Raw genomic sequence first — 22003 nt, forward strand, 5'->3', positions numbered from 1 at the left:
CAATTCCTTTCTTCAAGTCCCTCTTCAATTTAGTGCCCCATATGGCTTTGTAAACTTTCAGGTTCCAATTCAATAAATTCTTTGCTTACCACTTCATTGTTATAGTTCATTCGAGAACCCGGGAATTTGCGCATTGCCCAGCCTTCCATGTCTTTGTTCCCGCCATACATTGGATCTGCGTACGCACCTTCGATCGTTAATATACGAAGCAAGTCAAAGAAAATACTGCTCGATACGCCGGAAAGTTTGTATTCCCCATTTTCAAACTCGGTCAAAATCTCATCCTGCTGTTCGCCTTCTAATGAAGTAAATTTACTGTCAAATTTATTCCCACTATAGTCATCCAGTCCCTTTAACCCCAATAAGAATAAATCTTTCCGTAAAATACGTACTTGTTCCTGTTGAGTGGCCTCTGCTTTATAAAATGCACCTAACATATAGTCCTTTGCATTAATTCCCCAAGGACTCGCCAATTGATGGTCAATATAAATAGCTACATTTAAATCAGCTGCACCTGGTCCGTTCTCATCTGCAGGGAAAATCCGCTCTGTTGCAGCAATTGTAGTTTGGTACTGATCAGGTGTGAAAAACATTAATGCAGCATTTGGATTTGCTGCAGGAGCGGCATGTTCGTGCTCAGTTTCTGGTGCTTGGTGCTGTTTTTCACCACCAAAACCAATTAAGCCTCCAAGCACACTACCAACTACTACTCCGCCAGCTGCTACTCCAGAATTTCTAAGGAATTTACGCCTTGAAGACCCCTTCTCGTCAAGTCCATATTTCTCTGATTCTTCCATCATATAACCCCCAGTAAATAGACTGATAATATTTGATTTGGTTGCTTATGAAAGGAATTAATTACCCATTCAAAAGCACTACAAAGAAACTCTCACCCATTTCGGATGAGAGAGCTTCCATTTTACTATGTAGTAGAAAGCTTTTTTTAATCTCAATTAAAAGAATTATAGCATAGTAATCCTTCTAAATAACAATGCGAATTTGGTTATATATCATAATCAAATACTTATGAAAACGTTATATATCATAATTTTAGAATTTTATGTAATCATAAATTTTAAAAAGGATTACTTAAATTTAGAGGTTTCTTTACACAAGAAGTCGAATTATTAAATGATATATATTTGAGGGGGTCCACCATGCTAAAATTTGAAGAATATGTTTATGAAAGACCTATACTCCATGAGGAACAGGCGACATTTAAAGTGCTATTAAAGAAATTTACAGATGCACAATCAGCTGAAGAAGCAATTGCTGGCACAGAAAGCATCAATGCTTTTCGTAACAGACTATCAACTTTATTTAATTTGGTCTATATACGTGCATCAATCGATACAAAAGATGAGTTTTATCAAAAGGAACGTGACTATTTCGATGAGATTCAACCAAACCTAAAAGAAATGACCACCGAATTTTATAAAGAACTGGTTAACTCTCCCTATCGCAAGAATTTAGAAAAGCAGTTCGGTTCTCAGCTCTTTCAGCTTGTCGATAACGAAATTAAAGCTTTTTCACCTGAAATAATTAGCTTATTACAAAAGGAAAACAAGCTTTCTTCAGAATACTCAAAGCTTGTAGCCTCAGCAGAAGTAGCCTTTCAAGGTGAAACCTATACATTGGCACAGCTTGCCCCATTTGCACAAAACGAAGATAGAGAAGTTCGGAGGCAAGCAGTCACTGCATATGCAGGCTTTTTCGCGAGCCATGAGGATCAATTTAATTCCATTTATGATCAGCTCGTAAAAGTGCGACATGAGATTGCCGGGAAGCTTGGTTACAAAAATTTTGTGGAAGTTGGTTACTTACGAATGCAGCGAATTGGTTATAATGCTGAAATGGTTGCCGCATTCCGTAAGCAAGTTCGGGACTACATCGTTCCACTTGCTACAAAGCTATATGAGAAACAGGCAGCACGCATCGGTGTTGATACATTAAAATTTTATGATGAAAGCTTTCAATTTAAAAGTGGAAATGCTAAACCAAAAGGTTCCCCAGAATGGATTATTGAAAACGGCCAAAAAATGTACAAGGAATTATCCAATGAAACAAATGAATTTTTCCATTTTATGCTTGATCGTAATCTGATGGATCTTGAAGCAAAAAAAGGAAAAGAAGCCGGCGGATACTGTACATTCATTGAGGATTACGAGGCTCCATTTATCTTCGCCAATTTCAATGGAACCTCTGGTGATATTGATGTGCTAACACATGAAGCAGGACATGCTTTCCAAGTCTATACTAGTCGGAATCTGAAAGTGCCAGAATACGTTTTTCCTACAAGTGAAGCTGCAGAAATTCATTCCATGAGCATGGAATTTTTAACATGGCCATGGATGGAGCTTTTCTTCAAGGAAGATACCGATAAATATAAGTACTCCCATTTAGCTGATGGCCTACAATTTCTTCCTTACGGGGTTGCTGTTGATGAATTCCAGCATCTTGTATACGACAATCCAGACTGGACACGAAAACAACGTAAAGATGCTTGGAGAAAACTTGAAGAAATCTATTTACCACACCGTGATTACGACGGCAATGCATATCTAGCTTCTGGTGGGTATTGGCATCGTCAAGGACATATCTATGATATACCTTTCTATTATATTGATTACACGCTTGCTCAAATTTGCGCTTTCCAATTTTGGAAAAAGTCGCGTGAAAACCATGAGGATACATGGAAAGACTATCTAAACCTCTGTAAACAAGGCGGCTCACAGTCCTTCCTTAATCTTGTAAAGACAGCAAAACTGAATTCTCCGTTCGAGGCAGGAACAGTCCAAGCAGTTATTCAAACAATTGAAGATTGGCTCGATTCTGTGGACGATAAATCATTATAATATTATTTTAAAGCAGTATTCCGAATTGGGTACTGCTTTTTTTAGTGTATCTAAAACCCAAAAGTTAATATTATGTAAACGTAATTGGTATTAGTACAATCCAAATTTCCTTTATGCTAGAATAGACTACAAAGCATACATAAAGGAGAACATTATGAGTTATAAAGTACTTTTTCTAGATATCGACGGTACCATCCTAAAACCAGATCACACATACACAGATTCAACAAAAGATGCTATTGAACAAGCAAAGCAAAATGGGGTTGAAGTTTTTATTGCAACCGGCAGACCATATATTGAAATTCAGGATCTTGCTGAAGAATTAACTATTGATTCATTTATTGCTTATAACGGCGGATATGCAATCTATCAAGATCAAACCGTGGTCAATGAACCAATGGATCCAACGATTGTAAAAGAATTCATCGAAATCGCTAAACAGCATAATCATGAACTTGTTCTTTATACAAAGGAAAAAAACTACTTCACAGATCTTAACCATCCATTTGTTAAAAAATTCAATGACATTTTCCAGTTGAAACAAAATGCGTTATTTGCTGAGGAAGTTGCAGATCAAATCATAGGTGCTACCGTATTGAATATTGAACCAGGAGATGCATCACTTTATGAAATAGAAGAAAATATTCGCTTGTCACAAGTAAATGTAGAAGGGGCAACAAAGGCCTTTGATATTATTCGAAAGAACGTCAATAAAGGAGAAGCCGTTACAAAAATTCTTCAGCGCATCGGTATACCAATGGAGCAAGCTATCGCTTTTGGAGATGGAATGAATGATTGTGAAATGCTGCAAGCTGTAGGCGAAGGATTCGCAATGGATAATGCACATCCAGAACTATTTACTTACGCAAAGCACCGTACCACATCTGTTAGTGATTCTGGTATCTATAACGGCTTAAAAAAGCTCGGGGTTATCGAGTAATGGGAATATAAAAAGCAAAACCCAACAATCAAGGGGTTTTGCTTTTTTTCATAAGTTGAGGCTTATGGAGTCGATAAGGGCTAGATCTATTTATAAAAGAAAGCCACCGTAAATAAGAGCTCCGGCAATTACAAATGCAGGGTGTATTTTAAAACGCTCGATTAATAGAAAACTAACGCCAACCAGTAGTACCGTCTGCCAAATTCCAATTCCTATATAAGATTCACTGAAAAACCTCCATGCCATAACACCGAGCAATATAGCAATGACCGGCTGAACAAAAAGCGTTAACCGCTTTACTTTAGGAGAGTCCTTATATTTTAACAACAGTCCACCAAGGAATATTAATAAAATTAGAGATGGAGCCACAGTAGCAAATACGCCTACAATCGACCCAATAACCCCTCCTACTTCATAGCCTATGTACCCTGCCATCTTCGTTGCAATTGGACCTGGTAAAGAGTTTCCAAGCGCTAAAATCTCACTAAATTCCTGCACTGACATCCAACCATATCGTAATACCACTTCATTTTCAATAAGGGGAATGGAAGCAGGTCCTCCCCCATAGCCCAGAATACCCGGAATAAAAAAGGCGACAAAAATATCAATATAGATCATACATCTTCACCTTCTTTATTCTTTTTTTGCTTCTTGTGGACTGGCAGAGACAGCGCCAGGATGAGTAGAACAGCAATCAAAATTCCTGGATGCACCTGAAGAATTTGCAAAGTGATAAAGAAAATGGCAAGAAATATACATGTCTTTACCCATCCCAAGCCAATAGCAGCTTTTTGGGCAAATTGCCATGTCAAGACAGCCATCATCATCCCCACTACTGGAACGACTGCTGCCGTCATTCCTTGCACCCAATCAAATTCTTTAACTTGTGAAAGTGTAGTGAGTAAAACAATCATTAATAAAATCGTAGGTACAATCGTAGCAAGAACGGCATTTATCATTCCTAGTGTACGGGCAACCCGATAACCAATATAACCAGGTAGCTTTGTTGCAATTGGACCCGGTAATGTGTTTGCTAAAGCAAGAATATCACCAAATTCCTCGTTATCCATCCATTTATAGTGATCAACTACTTCCTTTTGAATAAGCGGTATCGAAGCAGGTCCTCCCCCAAATCCGAGTATACCAACACGAAAAAAAGCAATAAATAAATTCCAATGTGTTTTCATTTGTCACAAACCTTTATCTATTTTTAGTATGTTGCCAGCCTATCCAGTGATGAGCTTTCGAGTAAGCCCGTGAATCCAGTAAATAGGCCCCAAATGTTGATGCTCTCTTAATGCTGGAACCCCATTCGCTTTAGATAATCAAATAACTCACTGCGCCAAGAAGCTCATAGCCTACATAACTTACAGAATGAACTTATCATTCCTTTGATTGGTAACTCATCTTTGACCAATCAAAGGAGCCTACTCTCTTCCCATTAGGACTCTCATCACTTCTATGAATGACCAAATAAACTTATTCTCTTCTCATTCGGGCACTCATCACTTCTATGAACGACCAAATAAACCTACTCTCTTCTCATTCGGGCACTCATCACTTCTATGAACGACCAAATAAACCTATTCTCTTCTCATTCGGGCACTCATCACTTCTATGAACGACCAAATATACTTACTCTCTTCCCATTCGGGCTCTCATCACTTCTATGAACGACCAAATAAACCTACTCTCTTCCCATTCGGGCACTCATCACTTCTATGAACGACCAAATAAACCTACTCTCTTCTCATTCGGGCACTCATCACTTCTATGAACGACCAAATAAACCTACTCTCTTCTCATTCGGGCACTCATCACTTCTATGAACGACCAAATAAACTTATTCTCTTCTCATTCGGGCACTCATCCATTTATGATTTCCTTTAATATGACGTTCAAATCATTTATACCATTATACGTGAATGAAACATATTTTTAAATATTTCTTTCCTTCTTCATCGACACGATATAGTTACAATTCTGACACACTTCTTTAACATTTTAAATAACTTCATCTAAAAATATGTGATATGATAAATATATAAAGAATGCTCAATGTTTCACAATATCTTTTTTAGGAGGGTTATTATGGTTGTAACTGCTCAAAACAAAATGGATTTTAAAAGTGGAAAATGGCAAGAGGAAATTAATGTTCGCGACTTTATTATGCAAAACATTACTGTCTATACTGGTGATGAAAGCTTTTTAGCAGGATCGACAAGGAACACGACAATTTTATGGGAACAAGTGATGGATTTAACAAAGCAAGAACGAGAAAATGGTGGCGTATTGGATATGGACACATCAATTGTATCAACCATTACGTCACATGGAGCAGGCTATTTAAATAAAGGTATTGAAAAAATTGTTGGTGTCCAAACAGACCAACCTTTTAAGCGCTCTCTTCAACCATTTGGTGGTATTAGAATGGCAGAAGATGCTCTACATGCATACGGATATGAGTTGGATGAAGAAGTAAAGCATGTCTTCAACAATTATCGGAAGACACATAACCAAGGTGTTTTTGATGCATACACACCTGAAATGCGAGCAGCAAGAAAAGCTGGAATTATTACAGGTCTTCCTGATGCTTATGGACGCGGACGGATCATTGGCGATTACCGAAGAGTTGCTTTATATGGTGTTGACAGGCTAATCGCAGATAAACAAAAAGAACTTGCAGCAACGGGAGTTAATGGTGTGATGTCCGAGAAAATCATTCGTGACCGCGAAGAGCTTTCTGAACAAATTCGTGCCTTACAAGAGTTAAAACAGCTCGGTTCAGATTATGGATATGATATTTCCAATCCTGCTACAAATGCAATCGAAGCGTTCCAATGGTTATATTTTGGTTATTTAGCAGCTATCAAGGAGCAAAACGGCGCAGCTATGAGTCTTGGCAGGGTTTCTACCTTCTTAGATATTTATATTGAGCGTGACATTCAAAATGGTGTCATTACAGAAGAAACAGCACAAGAGCTTGTCGATCATTTTGTAATGAAACTACGACTTGTAAAATTTGCAAGAACTCCAGATTACAATGAATTATTTAGTGGAGATCCAACTTGGGTTACAGAATCAATTGGTGGTATTGCTATAGATGGTACACCGCTTGTGACAAAGAATTCGTTCCGATTTTTACACACATTAGACAATCTTGGGCCTGCACCCGAACCAAACTTAACGGTTTTATGGTCTGATCAATTACCACGCCCTTTTAAGGAATACTGTGCATCTATGTCCATTAAAACAAGTTCAATTCAATATGAAAATGATGACCTCATGAGGAAACAATTTGGAGATGATTATGGAATTGCATGCTGTGTTTCTGCAATGGAAATTGGCAAGCAAATGCAGTTCTTCGGTGCACGAGCTAACTTAGCCAAAGCATTGCTATATGCAATTAATGGCGGGGTAGATGAACAATCCTTCACTCAAGTAGGACCGAACTATGAACCAATTACTTCTGAATATCTACACTATGAGGAAGTAATGGAAAAATATGACCAAATGCTAGAATGGCTTGCCGGATTATATATTAATACACTAAATGTGATTCACTACATGCATGACAAATATAGCTATGAACGAATTGAAATGGCATTACATGATAGAGACATTCTCCGGACAATGGCAACTGGGATTGCAGGATTATCAGTTGCAGCTGATTCACTAAGTGCCATTAAGCACGCAAAGGTAAAAGTAATCCGCAATGAAGCTGGCTATGCCATCGACTACAAAATAGAAGGAGATTTCCCGAAATACGGAAACAATGATGACCGAGTTGACGCTATTGCAGTCGAACTTGTCACAGCCTTCATGAATAAAATCAAAAAGCATCAAACATACAGAAATTCTGTACCAACACTTTCTGTATTAACAATTACTTCCAATGTCGTTTATGGGAAGAAAACTGGAAATACACCAGATGGACGAAAAGCTGGAGAGCCCTTTGCTCCTGGAGCGAACCCATTGCATGGACGTGACGAAAAAGGAGCACTTGCATCCCTCAGCTCTGTCGCAAAATTGCCTTACGAATACGCATTAGACGGAATAAGCAACACCTTTTCCATTGTACCAAAAGCATTAGGGAGAGAAGAAAGTACACGAATTCAAAATCTAGCAGGAATGCTAGACGGATATACGATAAAAGGTGGACATCATTTAAACGTCAATGTGTTTGATCGAGAAACATTGCTCGATGCAATGGAGCATCCAGAACAATATCCACAGCTAACCATCCGTGTATCTGGATATGCGGTAAACTTTATTAAATTAACGAGAGAACAACAATTAGATGTTATTAATCGAACATTCCATAAAGGGATGTAAGCAAACCACTTGTAAGGAAAAAAGCATGCAATAGTTAGATGATATAGGTTCTCGCTTCCCTGTTTAAGGGGAGCACCCTATTACGTCAACAATTTTAATGGGGAGGTTTTTCAAGTGAAAGGTCGAATTCATTCTATCGAAACATGTGGAACCGTCGATGGTCCAGGTTTGCGCTATATAATTTTTATGCAAGGCTGCCCGCTCCGCTGCCAGTTTTGCCATAATCCAGACACATGGAAAATGGGCGATGGCAAGGAAATGACGGTAAATGAACTCGTCACGGACATCAAGGATTACCTCCCCTTTTTCCAAGCATCTGGTGGAGGCGTTACCGTAAGTGGCGGAGAACCATTGCTCCATGTTAAGTTTCTGATAGCCCTTTTTAAAGAACTAAAAGAATTAGGTATCCATACAGCAATTGATACTGCCGGTGGCTGTTTCTCCAAATCTCCTGCATTTCTGAAGCAGCTTGACGAACTCTTGGAACTAACTGATCTAGTGTTAATGGATATCAAACAGATTAATCCAGTGAAGCATAAAATACTAACTGGCATGTTTAACGATCATATTCTCCTACTTGCTCGTTATTTAGATAAAAAAAATATTCCTGTCTGGATCCGTCATGTGCTTGTTCCTGGACATAGTGATAATGAAGAGGATTTAAAGGATTTATCTCTTTTTATTCATACACTAACTAATATCAAGAAAATCGAAGTATTACCTTATCATAAAATGGGCGTATATAAGTGGGAAGCACTAGGGTTAGAATATCCGCTTGACGCTGTCGAACCGCCAACAGATGCACGCGTTCAAAATGCAATACAAATTTTAAATGCATAACAAAAAGTCAGGACTCTCCTTTGAAAAAGGGCCCTGACTTTACATGTAATCTACTTTTCTGGTAAAACTGCTTCCGTAGTCATTTCCCATTCATGAATATCATACCCTCTTGCTCCATAAACAACATATGGATCGTTTTTCACAATTTCTTCAACCTCTTCAAAGCTTTCCGCGATGTAAATAACAAGTCCACCAGTACTATCCGTAAAACGACCTTTAGCAAAAACTTTCCCCTGTTCGGCTAACTTGCCTAAATAGTCTAAATGATCTTGACGATACTGCCTGCTTTTTTCAGCATTCTTCATTGGTGAAAATGCAGCATAATACTTCATATGTATCCCCCTCCTAATTGAAACTAGCATTATTATATCGCAATTTTCAAAGAGTTACATAATAAAAGGTTCTTTTAAAAGGGAGCCAATCCTTTTAAGAGAACCTTTCTATCATACTTGAATCTTCACATCATATTTACGTAGCCAATAATCAATTTGACATAAGTGTGCAATTAATTGGGGGCCGCGCATTAACTGACCATACCATGGCTCCTTAAATTCCTTCCCTTCACTGTTTACAATAGCTTCCACTTTTTCACGCTTCATAAATTCAAATAAACGAGCATTCGGATCTGCTAAAATTGTTTCCATCCACGCTATTACCTGCTTCGTATATTCTGGTTGAAAGGTCCTCGGATATGGACTCTTTTTTCGATATAAAACATCATCTGGTACAATACCTTCCAGCGCCTTGCGTAAAATTCCTTTTTCACGTCCATCGAGATTTTTCATTTCCCATGGGATATTCCAAACATATTCCACAATACGATGATCTGCATAAGGAACACGTACTTCTAGACTGGCTCCCATACTCATCCGATCCTTCCGGTCAAGCAGCTGCGCCATAAACCATTGCATATTTAAATAAAAAAGCTCTCTGCGCTTGGCTTCTTCAGGTGATTCACCATCCAGCCTTGGCGTTTCCAGAATAGTTTCCTGATAACGATTTTGAACATAGCTTTTTAAATCTAATTTCTTTTGCCATTGGGAATGAAGCAAGTCGATTCGCGCATCTAAAGAACGCATCCAAGGAAAACCATCTTGAATGGCCGACGGATCATGAAACCATGGATAGCCACCAAAGATTTCATCAGCACACTCACCGGACAATGCCACCGTTGTTCTTTCTTTAATCCGACGACAAAACCATAATAAAGATGAATCAATATCCGCTTGCCCTGGCTGATCTCGAACATCTACCGCTTCCTTCAGTAAAGCAGCAAGCTCAAGTCCAGAGATAATTTCATCATGATGATCTGTCGAAAATACATTAACCATCTGTTCAATCCAAGGCTTATCACTAGAGGGCTGGAAGGTACTTGACTGAAAATGTTGCTCATTTCCAGCATAATCTACTGAAAAAGTCGTTAATGTTCCCTTTCCTTTTTCCTTAAAATAGTCTGCAGCTATAGCTGTAATCGCACTAGAGTCTAATCCACCAGATAACAAAGTAGATACAGGTACATCTGCTACAATCTGCCGTTGCACTGCATCTACAACTAGTTCTCTTACCTTTTGCGCAGTATCTTCCAGTGAATCAATATGTGGCTTACTGACCATGTTCCAATAACGCCAAACTTTTAACCCATTTTTGGAAAAGATTAATGAATGCGCTGCACGAAGTTCACGTATACCTTTAAATAATCCGTGTCCAGGTGTTCTCGACGGCCCTAGACCAAAGATTTCCGATATACCTTCATGATCTATTGCTGCATCAACAGCATCATGAGCTAGAATTGCTTTCAACTCTGAGCCAAAAATGAACTGCTCTTGTTCCTCATAAAAAAACAACGGTTTTACACCTAAACGGTCTCTCGACATAAAAAGCTGTTCTTTTTCTTCATCCCAGACACCGAATGCATAAATGCCATTGAGATAATTGACGCAATCTTCTTTCCACTCCAAGTAAGCTGTCAGCAAAACCTCTGTATCAGATGAGGTCTGGAATACATAACCTTTTTGAAGAAGCGTTTGGCGTAATTCCTCCGTATTGTAAAGCTCTCCATTATAAACAATCGTATAAGTAAAATCATTCTTTTTCTTATGCATTGGTTGTTTTCCGCCTTCTAAATCAACAACCGACAGCCGCTTATGTCCAAACCCAGTATGTTCATAGATCCAATGATTTGTTTCATCAGGTCCCCGTAATGATAACGTATCTGTCATTTTCTCCAAAACCGCTAGTCGTGTATGCGCATGCCTCTTCCAGTCAACAAATCCAGTTATTCCACACAAATGATGCCACCCTTTCCACCCACATTTTTAAGTCTACTTCTCATCGTATGCAAAAAAGTCGGATAAAGTGATAAAGTGAGACTTCATTTAGCGGGGAGACTCCTTCCAACTAAATATTAGTACCACAAGGGTATGACCTAAAGGCCCTTGAACAGAATCAGGAATTTACGGGCTGTTTTATCCCCTATCCTCAACATTTTGATTTTCTTCAGGATTGGAGGTCGAGATATCACAGTTCGTTAATGCGTGGTAAAAACACCCAAAGAATCTCTTCTAGGGTGTCTCTTCTATTACATCATTTTACTCGACAACAGTAACCGTTTCTTTATTTCCAATAATTACTTTCGTTGTCATATCGATAAATAAGCCAGTTTCTATTACTCCAACAATTTGCTTCAATTGTTTATTTAATTGATCTGGATCTGGTATTTTATTGAACGGACAATCCAATATGTAATTCCCATTATCGGTAACTAATATTTCTCCATCAAGCGTACGCAGCTTTGGCACACAGCCAAGTTTCGAAATTTCATTTGCTGTTCGTTCCCAAGCAAATGGAAGCACTTCGACAGGCAGTGGATACTCTCCCAAATGTGAAACCATTTTTGATTCATCCACAATAATAATCAGTTCCTTAGCAGCCTGTGCAATAATTTTCTCACGAAATAACGCTGCACCTCCACCTTTGATGAGTTGATGATTTTCATCTACTTCATCCGCACCATCAATTGTAATATCCAATTCCTTTACTTCCCGAAAATCAGTAAGTGGTACGCCAAATTCCTGCGCCCATTTCTCTGTTTGTTTTGATGATGGAATTCCCTCAATATTTACACCAGCATCAACAAGCTCACCTAGCTTCCGTACCATCCAATATACAGTTGATCCCGATCCAAGACCTATTTTCATACCATCTTTTACAAAAGTCGCAGCTTTTTCTCCAACTGCTTTTTTCATTTGATCTTGTTCCGTTAGCATTACTTACGCCTCCTTGATTATATATCTATTAATTATTATAGCTTATTCGACCCGTCCAGCAAAATCAGGAGAAATTTTATAAATACACTCAAATCGCAAGTTTGATAAATTTATATTAGATACGTAACCGCACAAAAAGAAGACTCACAAAACGAGCCTTCTTTTCATTTACTATTTATTCAGCTACAATTGGTTCTTCTTGCGTAACTGCAATATCATAACGATACATGTTTGTTCCATCACCGATATAGTAATTATGAACTCGATTATTTACAGGTACAAGCTCTGAACGGTATAATGTTGGGAATACAGGAACTTCATCAATCATGAATTGCTGCCACTCATTGTATACTTTTTGACGATTCTCTAGTTCAAAGGCATCCTCCGAAACTCCAGCAGCCAGTAATTCATCGTTTTTGTCACTTGAATAACGAGAGAAGTTGAAGATCGCGTCTCGGCCATACAATCCTCTAGGATCTACGTCGATTCCAACGCCCCAAGCTGCTGAATAAATATCAACCGCTGGGTCATCATCACCATTTTGACCTACACGATCGTAGAATGAATTAAATTCTTGTAAACGTCCATCTAAAAGCTGCACATTTAAACCAACTTGTTCCCAAGCCTGGATATAGTATTGAGCTAATGGTTCTGCCACTTCTCCTCCAGACATGGAAGCAAAATTAATAACAAGCTCTTCGCCATCAGGATTTTCGCGGAAGTTATCTCCATCTACATCTACATAACCAGCCTCATCCAAAAGTTGTTTTGCTGCTTCTGGATCATATGAAACTCCAGCGTTTGAATCATCATGGAATTCTGGATGTGACGGTGGAATGAGTGTTGTTGCATTCCAACGTAGACCGTTATAGAAACGTTCACCAACAGTCGTGTTATCTACTGCATGCCACATTGCTTTACGTAGATTAACATCTGCCATTTTTGCTTCAGGATCTGTCACAACTTCACCATTTTCTTTGTCCCAAGTACCTAATTTAAATCCAATATATGAATATGACCTATCAATTCTTCCTAAATATTCAACATTGGACATTTCTGCATTGTCAGGGTATTGATCCACCTGGAATGCACTCACGGTATCAACACCACCGGATTCAAGCTCTTGTACTACCACATTCGGGTTAATTACTTTTACAGTAACACCATCTAAATTTGGCTCGCCTCTCCAGTAGTCTTCATTTTTAACCATGGTTACGGATTCCCCCGGTACAATGCTTTCTACCTTAAACGGACCAAATCCAATTGGGTTTTCACGTACTTCTGGTGATGCAGACATTTCTGCTACTTCCATATCACCAAAAATATGCTTCGCTAATGGATATGTCCAAATACTACCAGTTACTAGTGATGGTGTTGCTTGAATATAGGTGATCTCTAATGTTTTATCGTCAATCACTTTGATACCTGAAATCGTATCCGCTTCACCTGCATGGTACTCTTCCATTCCTTCAATATTAGTAAAATCTGAACCATATCGTGGGCCATCATAGTCTGGATGGCCAATTACTTCATGCGCGAACAACCAATCTTCAGCAGTGACTGGCTCACCATCATGCCAGTTTACATTATCACCAATCGTGAACGTAAAGACATGCCCATCTTCACTGATTTCATACGTAGCTGCTCCATCATTTGTATACACATAGTTTTCATCCCAAGTTAGCAAAGCCTCATCAAACCAATCTAAGATTTGAGCATCTGGGTCTCCTGAGTAGAAATTCCAGTTTAGCGTTCCTTCAAATGCAGTATCCGAAACTAAACCAAATGTAAGTGTTCCTCCATCAATTGCTTCCCCTTCATTTGTCTTAATTTGATTAAAATCTTCAATTGAATAAAGTTCACTTTCACTATCACTTTCTCCTCCATCATCAGCCTCTGCTGAATCCCCAGAATCAGAACCACTATCAGTCCCTTCACTTTGACCATCATCAGAGTCCCCGCTACAAGCAGCTAATGCAACTAAAAGAACCAACATTAGTGCTAATAGCGCCTTCATAAGTTTTGACTTACCCATAACTCTAACCTCCCCTTTTTTTAAAAGCTTTTTCTTAATTTCAGTTTTTAATGACTGAAATTATATATCTAACATTAATACGATTTGAATAAAGGTATTAATGTAGGTACCAAAGTAAGATGTGTACACAACTATCCTTTATTAACCTCTTCGCTGCCTTGCATCAGTAGCGCGTTTTAATGCCTGGCCAACATTATTTATAGCAAGCATCAAAATTAGAATGAGTATTGCTGCCGGTAGCCAAATCCACCATCTAAATTCAAGCGTTTGCGGATTTCTAGCATAACTGATAAGTGTTCCAAGGCTTGGTGTACTTTCCGGGAAGCCAAATCCAAGGAAAGAAAGACCAGATTCAATTCCAATATTCGCTGCTAAGTTTAATGTCATTGTAACAATAATTATAGAACTTAAGTTAGGCAGAACTTGTGCAAACATAATTTTAAAATTGGACGAACCCAAAGTCTTCGAAGCTTGAACATAATCGTGCTCCCTTTCCTGTAATGCTTTCGAACGAATAAGCCTAGCAATCCCCATCCATAAAAAGGCGGACATAATAAGAGAGAAAGACCAAATGCTATAATCAGATACAATGGTTACAAAAACAATAACGATCATTAATGTTGGCAAAACCATGAAAAAGTCAACTAACCGCATAGCAGCGTTATCAATATGGCCTCCAAAATACCCAGAAATTAAGCCGAGCAAAATCCCAACTGTTCCTGATATTAAAGTAACTAATATTCCAATAGATAACGAGTTTCTCGTTCCAATAATTAATTGGCCAAACACATCACGACCACCATAATCCGTACCTAATATAAATTGATCATTTGGAGGTTCATGTATTGCAAATAAATCAACTTTTACAATTTCCCCTTGATCTAAAAATAAAGAAATACCATATACAAACATGCATGTAAGTATCAACAGGATTAAAGATATTAACGCAACTTTATCTCGGACAATTTCCCTCCATAAAATTGAAAATCCGGAGGGACTTCTTACTTGATCAGACGCTTGAACGTCTGCATTAACCTTGTTCATTTCCATTTTAACTCACCTCAGTGTCTCTCGGATTCTACTTGATGCGTATCCTTGGATCAACGATACTTAAAATAATATCAGAAAGCAAAGCACCTAATATGGCAGCAATACCAAAAATTAATACAACTGAAGTTACGACACTATAATCTCGTAAAAGTACCGAATCAAGGAATAATTGCCCCATTCCCGGAAAAGAAAATATACTTTCAATAAATATAGATCCTCCGATTAACCCTGAAATTTCATAGCCAAAAAAAGCAGCAATTGGCAATAATGAATTCCTGAAAATATGTCGATTATATACTCTCGATTCAGGAGCTCCCTTAGCCCTCGCAGTTACAATAAAGTCTTTCTGTTTCGTATCAATTATTTCACTTCGCAAATATTGAACCGTAGAAACTGTGGTAATTACTGCCATTGAAAATGCAGGTAATAATAAATGTTGTAACTTACTTATAAAATACTCAAATGTTCCTGGTGTTAGTCCTGGTGCAACACTTCCACCTGTTGGAAACCAACCAAAATGAAAACCGAAAACCCAAACCATCAATAAGGCGGTAATAAACAGTGGGGCTGCAAATCCAATATAGGTATAGCCTGTAATTGCACGGTCTAACCACGTATCGTTCCAGCGTCCGCTAATAATGCCCAACGGAATCGCCATTGCATATGTAAAAATTAGTGTAAGAAGTGACAACCAAAATGTGTTAATCATCCGTTGTTCAATCAGATCAGATACGGGCATCTTATATCGAAATGATTGTCCAAGATCCCCTTGTACGACGCCTTTAACCCAGTCACTATATTGAACATACCATGGATTGTTGAGACCTAGCCGTTCACGCTGCTCTTCGATTGCAGCCGGATCAATATTTGGATCGATTAAGCCAGTAAGTGCATCTCCCGGCATCATTTGCGCTAGAATAAAAATAATAACACTAAGTATTACAATTTGAGGAAAAGTTACAAAAAGTCGTCTAACAATAAATTTCCACATAGAATCAACCTCTCTTCGGCAAAGCAACTTTATGTGTATCCGATATCGATTGCAAGCTGTACGCTAATCCTTCATGATCAAAATAATCATTATAGGAACTGTTGTATTCTTCTTGTACCTCTTGACGATATCGATATTGCTTTTCACGCATTCGCGGATTAATATCAGGAATTGCAGCAACGAGACGTTTCGAATAAATATGATGAGGTTTCGTAAAAATCTCTTCTTTTGTCCCTTCTTCCACGTAACGTCCCTTATACATAATTCCTATGTGATCACACATATGTTTAATGATACCTAAATCATGACTAATTAATAGGTATGTCAAGTTTAGCTGATCTTGAATTTCTCGCATGAAATTAAGTACCTGGGCTTGAACAGAAACATCTAATGCTGAAACAGGCTCATCAGCAATAATTAACTTTGGTTTTAAAGCTAGTGCCCTTGCAACACCAATCCGTTGCCTCTGTCCACCAGAGAATTGATGGGGATATTTCAATATACTCTCTGGACTCAATCCTACAAGTTCCAATAAGTCTTGTACTTTCTTTTTTTCCTCCTGTTTAGAATGCATTTCGAAATTTCGCAATGGTTCTGCAATAATATCGAGAACACGCTTTTTAGGATTCAAAGACGAATACGGATCTTGAAAGATCATTTGAATATCTTTTCTCAAATCTTTTGTCTTACTTTTCATTGATGTAATATCTTTACCTTCAAATAATATCTGTCCAGAAGTTACATTTTCTAAACCAATAATTGCTCTTCCAGTGGTTGACTTCCCTGAACCTGATTCTCCAACTAGCCCGTATGTTTTACCTTGTTCCAGAGAAAAAGAAACACCATCAACGGCTTTGATATGGCCAACGGTGCGATTGAAAACTCCGCCTTTAATCGGAAAATATACTTGTAAATCCTTAACCTCAAGAAATGCCACTCTTCTCAGCCTCCTTACTTTCTTCAGAGAAGTAAAAATGCGTGTGACAACTGCACCTTACAAAATGACCTGGTTTAACCTCATGCAATACAGGATTTTCTTCGTGGACAGAGGCGTCAATCCAAGGTATTCTTGATGCAAAACGGCACCCTTTACGCGGTAAATTTTTTAACGATGGGACAATCCCTTGAATGACGTGAAGCTTGTCTTGTCCTTCCGTTGGTACTGAATTCAGTAATGATTTGGTATAAGGATGTAATGGATTTTCGAACAATGTATGTACTTCAGCAATTTCTACAATTTGTCCAGCATACATAACAGCTACCCGGTCAGCCATTTCAGCAACAACACCTAGATCATGCGTAATTAGAATAATTCCAGCATTCATTTCTTCTTTTAGCTTGCGAATTAAATCCAGTATTTGCGCCTGAATCGTTACATCTAGTGCTGTAGTCGGCTCATCTGCAATTAATAATTCTGGTTTATTCGAAATTGCAATCGCTATAACAACTCGTTGTCGCATCCCCCCAGATAATTCATGCGGGAATTGCTCATATACAAATTCCGGACGTGGAATTCCTACTAAATTTAATAATTCTATAACTCTTTGCTTACGTTGTTTCTGTGTCATTCTAGGATTATGTAAAAGTAATGCTTCACTAATCTGTTCTCCAATTTCCATTAGCGGATTTAATGCTGTCAGTGGATCTTGGAAAATCATTGCCATATCGTCACCACGTAATTTATTTAAATTAGCAGCAGACATGTCTACAATATCCTGATCATTGAGCAGAATACTTCCTTCTATTTTTGCCCGATTGTGGAGTCTCATTATGGAGAATGCAAGTGCACTTTTTCCCGAACCCGATTCTCCAACAATACCTAATACTTCGTTTTTATTTAGCGTTAATGTAACATCATCCACTGCAGCATAATAATCATCACCGATGCGGAATGAGGTTGATAGGTTTTTAATTTCCAATAATTTATTACTCAAATTAATCCCCCTAAAGTATTAATTTACCTCTACTATGAAGTATGATTGATATAAAAGAGCTACATGGTACTTAAAAAAATTTGATCTACTGCACCCCCTCTAAACAGAAGGTTCTGATAATTATTAAAAAATAAAAAGTCTTCCTAACTAATAAATATAATAGACTTATAACTATTTTGTAATTATTTTTAGCATATTAGCTTTTGTGATTTTTCTAATAATTCACATCCTGAGTCAATACAAAGACAAAAAAGTTGTATTTCTTTATCGACTTATTCGGAAACTTATATTTGTTTTTTAAACATTTTGTATTATCCGAAATCAAATCGTAAATATTTCTTAATATATTAGAAGATTATAAGTGAATATTTTTATAAAAGCAATATCTTTTGATAAAATTTAACAGTAATAAATTCTGATAATTTTCGTTATTAATAAGAATTCTCTTTATAAAGTCTTTACTATTAAGGGTTTAACAAGTAAGCATATAAATATTTTTTTAATTAATTTTTTTCGCATTATATGAAAATTTTAAATCTTAATAGCTAATTTTCAGATAAATTTAATTGACTAAATCAATTATTTTCGCCTAAAATCTGACAAACTCTGACAAATCAACGGATGTATCCGCTTACCGTTTTTCCTAAAAACAGAAAAAAAGCCTCTTGGAAAATAAATGCCAAGAAGCTTTTTCTTATAATGCCATGTAAGCTTTTTCTTTTTTGGGGTTTTTTTGTTCGGCAAGCTGCTGAATATTGGACATTGCACCAATATCCAAATTTCCTCCACTTACAATCACACCGCAGTGCCTTGATTTTATTTTATCATTATGGGCGAATAAGGCTGCCAAGGCAGCTGCTCCCGCTCCTTCCATTAGTGTTTTATTTCGTTCGAGCATATACACAATGGCTGAAGCAATTTGCTCATCTGTCACTGTAACTATATCGTCTACATACTCCCTGATAACTGGTAAGGTTAGACTTCCTGGTTCTTTAACAGCAATTCCTTCTGCTATAGTTGAAACCTTATTCGATTTCATCACCGAATTAGCATGGTAGCTCTCATATATTGCCGGGGCCCCTTCTGCTTGAACACCGATTATTCTAATATTCCGGTTCACATGCTTCGCAGCAACAGCAATACCGCTAATTAATCCTCCCCCACCGATTGGGACGAGGATCGTATCCATTCTGTCTTCTTGCCGAAGCATCTCCATTGCAATGGTTCCCTGTCCTGCCATAATATCATAGTCATCAAAAGGATGGATATAAACTGCCCCAGATACCGATTGATGTTCGATGGATGCCTGATATGCTTCCTGGAAGCTCTCACCAATTAATACTACTTCAGCACCATAGTTTCGTGTAGCATTCACTTTCGCAAGTGGCGTACCTTCTGCCATAAAGATGGTTGCTTTCACGCCAAGCTTCGCTGCTGCATGCGCAACCCCTTGTGCATGATTTCCTGCAGAGGCAGTAAGCACACCTTTAGCAAGCTGTTCTTTTGACAGCTGCATCAGCTTAAAGCTTGCTCCACGAAACTTAAATGCTCCTGTTTTTTGCTGATTTTCCATTTTGCAATAGACGTGTTTTCCTACTATATTATCTGTCGTATGTGATGTTAATAATGGTGTACGATGAACAATGGGGGTCAGCCGCTTCATTGCATGGTAGACCTTATCACCGTTTAAGAAATCCCCAAGACCATTCACTCCTTCTTCTCGTTCAAATTCATTTAATTTCTGTTGGCTTCGTATGCTAATATTTTATTTTCTTGAAGCAAGGTTAATGCAATATCATCCCAGCCATTCAACAGCTTTTCCTTATGATATTCAGGGATATCAAAGGTTATGACATTCCCCTTCTCATCAGAAATTTGTTGGTTCCGTAAATCAACATGCAAAACCAATTGTGAATCTGCAGCATCTTGCATCCATTCATGAAGTTGCTCTTCTTCCATCTTAATCGGAATAATTCCATTTTTCAATGCATTATTATAGAAGATATCAGCAAAGCTTGGTGCAAGAATCACCTTAAAACCAAAGTCTGTCAGTGCCCACGGCGCGTGTTCTCTTGAAGACCCACAGCCAAAATTCTCACCTGCTATTAAAATCGATGCGTTTTTGTATTGCTGTTGATTTAACGTAAAGTCTTCTCTTGGGTTACCGTCATCATCAAATCGCCAGTTATAAAATAAAAATTCTCCAAAACCTGTACGCTCAATTCTTTTCAAAAACTGCTTAGGAATAATTTGATCCGTATCCACATTTGAGCGATCTAATGGGTATACTAATCCTTTATGCTCTTGAATTGCTTCCATTGTTCGTCATCTCCTAGCTAAGTACTCCTGCAAAGTTACGTACATCTACAAAACGCCCTTCAATCGCTGCGGCTGCTGCCATTTCGGGACTGACAAGATGCGTACGTGCCCCATTTCCTTGTCTTCCTTCAAAATTACGATTCGAAGTGGAAGCACAACGTCCTCCAGCTGGAACAATATCATCATTCATTCCAAGACACATACTGCACCCTGATTCTCGCCATTCAAATCCTGCTTCCGTAAAAACTTTATCCAAGCCAGCTGCTTCAGCTTGTAATTTTACACTAAAGGAACCAGGAACGACGATTGCTTTAATATGATCCTTCACTTTTCTACCTTTAACAATTGCCGCTGCTTTTTCTAAGTCACTTAATCTTGAATTTGTACATGAGCCAATAAACACATGATCAATTTCAATAGAAGTAATTGGCTGATTTTCTTCCAGACCCATATATTCAAGAGCTCGCTTCACATCTTCTTTATGGTCCGAATCCGCAACAACCGGTGTATTCCCACCAACAGGTACACACATTCCTGGATTTGTCCCCCATGTAACCTGTGGTTCAATTTCATCAGCTTGAATGGTTACGGTGTGATCATACGTAGCACCTTCGTCTGTTGCTAAAGCAAGCCATTCTTCTGCTGCTTTATAGAATGCTTCTCCATTAGGAACATATTCTCTTCCTTCTAAATAATCAATCGTTTTCTGATCCGGGCTGATCAATCCTGCCCTCGCCCCTGCTTCAATTGACATATTACAAACAGTCATTCTTCCTTCCATGGATAAGTTACGAATTGCTTCACCTGTATATTCCATGACATACCCTGTACCAAAGCGAACTCCAAATTTCCCTATAATAGCTAGAATCAAATCCTTTGCAGTTACACCTGGACCGAGATCACCAATAACTTTAACATTCAATGATTTTGGGCGTTCTTGCCAGATCGTTTGAGTTGCAAGTACATGCTCCACCTCACTCGTGCCAATCCCAAAAGCTAACGCGCCGAATGCACCATGCGTAGAAGTATGACTATCCCCGCATACGATTGTCTTTCCTGGCTGTGTCAACCCTAGCTGTGGTCCGATTACATGAACAATACCTTGGTCTGGGTGAAACATATCTGCAAGTTTAATTCCAAAATCGGCACAATTCTGCTTTAATGTCTCCATTTGCTTTTTTGAAATCTCATCTTTGACAACTTGTCGATTTATAGTTGGCACATTGTGATCCATCGTCGCAAATGTCAAATCAGGGCGACGAACCTTTCGATTGTTCATCCGTAAACCTTCAAAGGCTTGTGGCGAAGTTACTTCATGAACAAGGTGCTGGTCAATATATAGAAGGTCTGGTTTTCCCTCTTCTTGGTGTACCACATGCTTCTTCCATATTTTATCAATGATTGTTTCCGGTTTTCCCATTTCCTAACACCTCACTCT

General features: G+C 38.2%; 18 protein-coding genes. 4 read left to right on the plus strand and 14 right to left on the minus strand.

What is annotated here, in order from left to right; all coding sequences use genetic code 11:
• Positions 1-29: 29 nt before the first annotated feature.
• Positions 30-797, minus strand: a complete 768-nt coding sequence (locus NST46_RS00390) for a gluconate 2-dehydrogenase subunit 3 family protein (RefSeq protein WP_341136566.1) — start codon at positions 795-797, stop codon at positions 30-32.
• Between the two features lie 360 nt (positions 798-1157).
• On the opposite strand from NST46_RS00390, the gene NST46_RS00395 reads away from it, so the two are divergent.
• Positions 1158-2855, plus strand: a complete 1698-nt coding sequence (locus tag NST46_RS00395; RefSeq protein ID WP_341136567.1) for a M3 family oligoendopeptidase — start codon at positions 1158-1160, stop codon at positions 2853-2855.
• Between the two features lie 154 nt (positions 2856-3009).
• Positions 3010-3795 carry an HAD family hydrolase gene (locus NST46_RS00400; protein ID WP_341136568.1) on the plus strand — a complete coding sequence of 262 codons (786 nt, stop codon included), beginning with the start codon at positions 3010-3012 and terminating at the stop codon, positions 3793-3795.
• Positions 3796-3885: 90 nt separating this feature from the next.
• Here NST46_RS00400 and NST46_RS00405 read toward each other — a convergent pair whose 3' ends face one another.
• Both NST46_RS00405 and NST46_RS00410 read right to left on the minus strand, forming a co-directional pair.
• Positions 3886-4413, minus strand: coding sequence for a chromate transporter (locus tag NST46_RS00405; protein WP_095310705.1), 528 nt, complete (start codon positions 4411-4413; stop codon positions 3886-3888).
• Entirely contained in the window at positions 4410-4982 is a 573-nt protein-coding gene (locus NST46_RS00410) for a chromate transporter (protein WP_095310707.1), read from the minus strand. The genes NST46_RS00405 and NST46_RS00410 overlap by 4 nt, the downstream gene beginning before the upstream one ends.
• Positions 4983-5886: 904 nt before the next feature.
• Here NST46_RS00410 and pflB point away from each other — a divergent pair.
• Both pflB and pflA read left to right on the plus strand, forming a co-directional pair.
• Positions 5887-8130 carry a formate C-acetyltransferase gene (gene pflB, locus NST46_RS00415; RefSeq protein ID WP_251659225.1) on the plus strand — a complete coding sequence of 748 codons (2244 nt, stop codon included), beginning with the start codon at positions 5887-5889 and terminating at the stop codon, positions 8128-8130.
• Positions 8131-8244: 114 nt separating this feature from the next.
• Positions 8245-8970: a pyruvate formate-lyase-activating protein gene (gene pflA, locus NST46_RS00420; RefSeq protein WP_341136569.1), complete on the plus strand. Its 726-nt coding sequence runs from the start codon at positions 8245-8247 to the stop codon at positions 8968-8970.
• Between the two features lie 50 nt (positions 8971-9020).
• Here pflA and NST46_RS00425 read toward each other — a convergent pair whose 3' ends face one another.
• From NST46_RS00425 to leuC, 11 genes are all read right to left on the minus strand, one after another.
• Complete coding sequence (locus NST46_RS00425; protein WP_303450413.1) at positions 9021-9302, minus strand: YciI family protein; 282 nt, start codon at positions 9300-9302, stop codon at positions 9021-9023.
• A gap of 111 nt (positions 9303-9413) precedes the next feature.
• Positions 9414-11258, minus strand: coding sequence for an asparagine synthase (glutamine-hydrolyzing) (asnB, locus tag NST46_RS00430; RefSeq protein WP_341136570.1), 1845 nt, complete (start codon positions 11256-11258; stop codon positions 9414-9416).
• Between the two features lie 300 nt (positions 11259-11558).
• Positions 11559-12236 (minus strand): ribose-5-phosphate isomerase RpiA, encoded by a 678-nt coding sequence (rpiA, locus tag NST46_RS00435; protein WP_095310715.1) that lies wholly within the window; start codon positions 12234-12236, stop codon positions 11559-11561.
• A gap of 175 nt (positions 12237-12411) precedes the next feature.
• Positions 12412-14271: an oligopeptide ABC transporter substrate-binding protein gene (gene opp4A / locus NST46_RS00440; protein WP_095310717.1), complete on the minus strand. Its 1860-nt coding sequence runs from the start codon at positions 14269-14271 to the stop codon at positions 12412-12414.
• Between the two features lie 141 nt (positions 14272-14412).
• Positions 14413-15321: an ABC transporter permease gene (locus tag NST46_RS00445; protein ID WP_445321715.1), complete on the minus strand. Its 909-nt coding sequence runs from the start codon at positions 15319-15321 to the stop codon at positions 14413-14415.
• Between the two features lie 28 nt (positions 15322-15349).
• Complete coding sequence (gene opp4B / locus NST46_RS00450; protein ID WP_095310719.1) at positions 15350-16312, minus strand: oligopeptide ABC transporter permease; 963 nt, start codon at positions 16310-16312, stop codon at positions 15350-15352.
• A gap of 4 nt (positions 16313-16316) precedes the next feature.
• Positions 16317-17249, minus strand: coding sequence for an ABC transporter ATP-binding protein (locus NST46_RS00455; protein ID WP_095310721.1), 933 nt, complete (start codon positions 17247-17249; stop codon positions 16317-16319).
• Positions 17236-18246, minus strand: a complete 1011-nt coding sequence (locus tag NST46_RS00460; RefSeq protein ID WP_341136571.1) for an ABC transporter ATP-binding protein — start codon at positions 18244-18246, stop codon at positions 17236-17238. The genes NST46_RS00455 and NST46_RS00460 overlap by 14 nt, the downstream gene beginning before the upstream one ends.
• 694 nt (positions 18247-18940) lie before the next feature.
• Complete coding sequence (ilvA, locus tag NST46_RS00465) at positions 18941-19909, minus strand: threonine ammonia-lyase (RefSeq protein ID WP_445321728.1); 969 nt, start codon at positions 19907-19909, stop codon at positions 18941-18943.
• A gap of 71 nt (positions 19910-19980) precedes the next feature.
• Entirely contained in the window at positions 19981-20565 is a 585-nt protein-coding gene (gene leuD, locus NST46_RS00470; protein ID WP_341136573.1) for a 3-isopropylmalate dehydratase small subunit, read from the minus strand.
• A gap of 13 nt (positions 20566-20578) precedes the next feature.
• A complete protein-coding gene (gene leuC / locus NST46_RS00475) occupies positions 20579-21985 on the minus strand; it encodes a 3-isopropylmalate dehydratase large subunit (protein ID WP_095310727.1) in 1407 nt (468 codons plus the stop codon).
• Positions 21986-22003 lie beyond the last annotated feature (18 nt).

Source organism: Oceanobacillus sp. FSL W7-1309 (assembly GCF_038002145.1).
GTDB lineage: Bacteria > Bacillota > Bacilli > Bacillales > Amphibacillaceae > Oceanobacillus > Oceanobacillus profundus.

Coding starts and splice junctions, on each gene's coding strand:
- NST46_RS00390 (WP_341136566.1), bottom strand. CDS start 797: ATGGAAGAATCAGAGAAATATGGACTTGACGAGAAGGGGTCTTCAAGG.
- NST46_RS00395 (WP_341136567.1), top strand. CDS start 1,158: ATGCTAAAATTTGAAGAATATGTTTATGAAAGACCTATACTCCATGAG.
- NST46_RS00400 (WP_341136568.1), top strand. CDS start 3,010: ATGAGTTATAAAGTACTTTTTCTAGATATCGACGGTACCATCCTAAAA.
- NST46_RS00405 (WP_095310705.1), bottom strand. CDS start 4,413: ATGATCTATATTGATATTTTTGTCGCCTTTTTTATTCCGGGTATTCTG.
- NST46_RS00410 (WP_095310707.1), bottom strand. CDS start 4,982: ATGAAAACACATTGGAATTTATTTATTGCTTTTTTTCGTGTTGGTATA.
- pflB (WP_251659225.1), top strand. CDS start 5,887: ATGGTTGTAACTGCTCAAAACAAAATGGATTTTAAAAGTGGAAAATGG.
- NST46_RS00425 (WP_303450413.1), bottom strand. CDS start 9,302: ATGAAGTATTATGCTGCATTTTCACCAATGAAGAATGCTGAAAAAAGC.
- rpiA (WP_095310715.1), bottom strand. CDS start 12,236: ATGCTAACGGAACAAGATCAAATGAAAAAAGCAGTTGGAGAAAAAGCT.
- opp4A (WP_095310717.1), bottom strand. CDS start 14,271: ATGGGTAAGTCAAAACTTATGAAGGCGCTATTAGCACTAATGTTGGTT.
- NST46_RS00445 (WP_445321715.1), bottom strand. CDS start 15,321: ATGGAAATGAACAAGGTTAATGCAGACGTTCAAGCGTCTGATCAAGTA.
- opp4B (WP_095310719.1), bottom strand. CDS start 16,312: ATGTGGAAATTTATTGTTAGACGACTTTTTGTAACTTTTCCTCAAATT.
- ilvA (WP_445321728.1), bottom strand. CDS start 19,909: ATGAAGCGGCTGACCCCCATTGTTCATCGTACACCATTATTAACATCA.
- leuD (WP_341136573.1), bottom strand. CDS start 20,565: ATGGAAGCAATTCAAGAGCATAAAGGATTAGTATACCCATTAGATCGC.
- leuC (WP_095310727.1), bottom strand. CDS start 21,985: ATGGGAAAACCGGAAACAATCATTGATAAAATATGGAAGAAGCATGTG.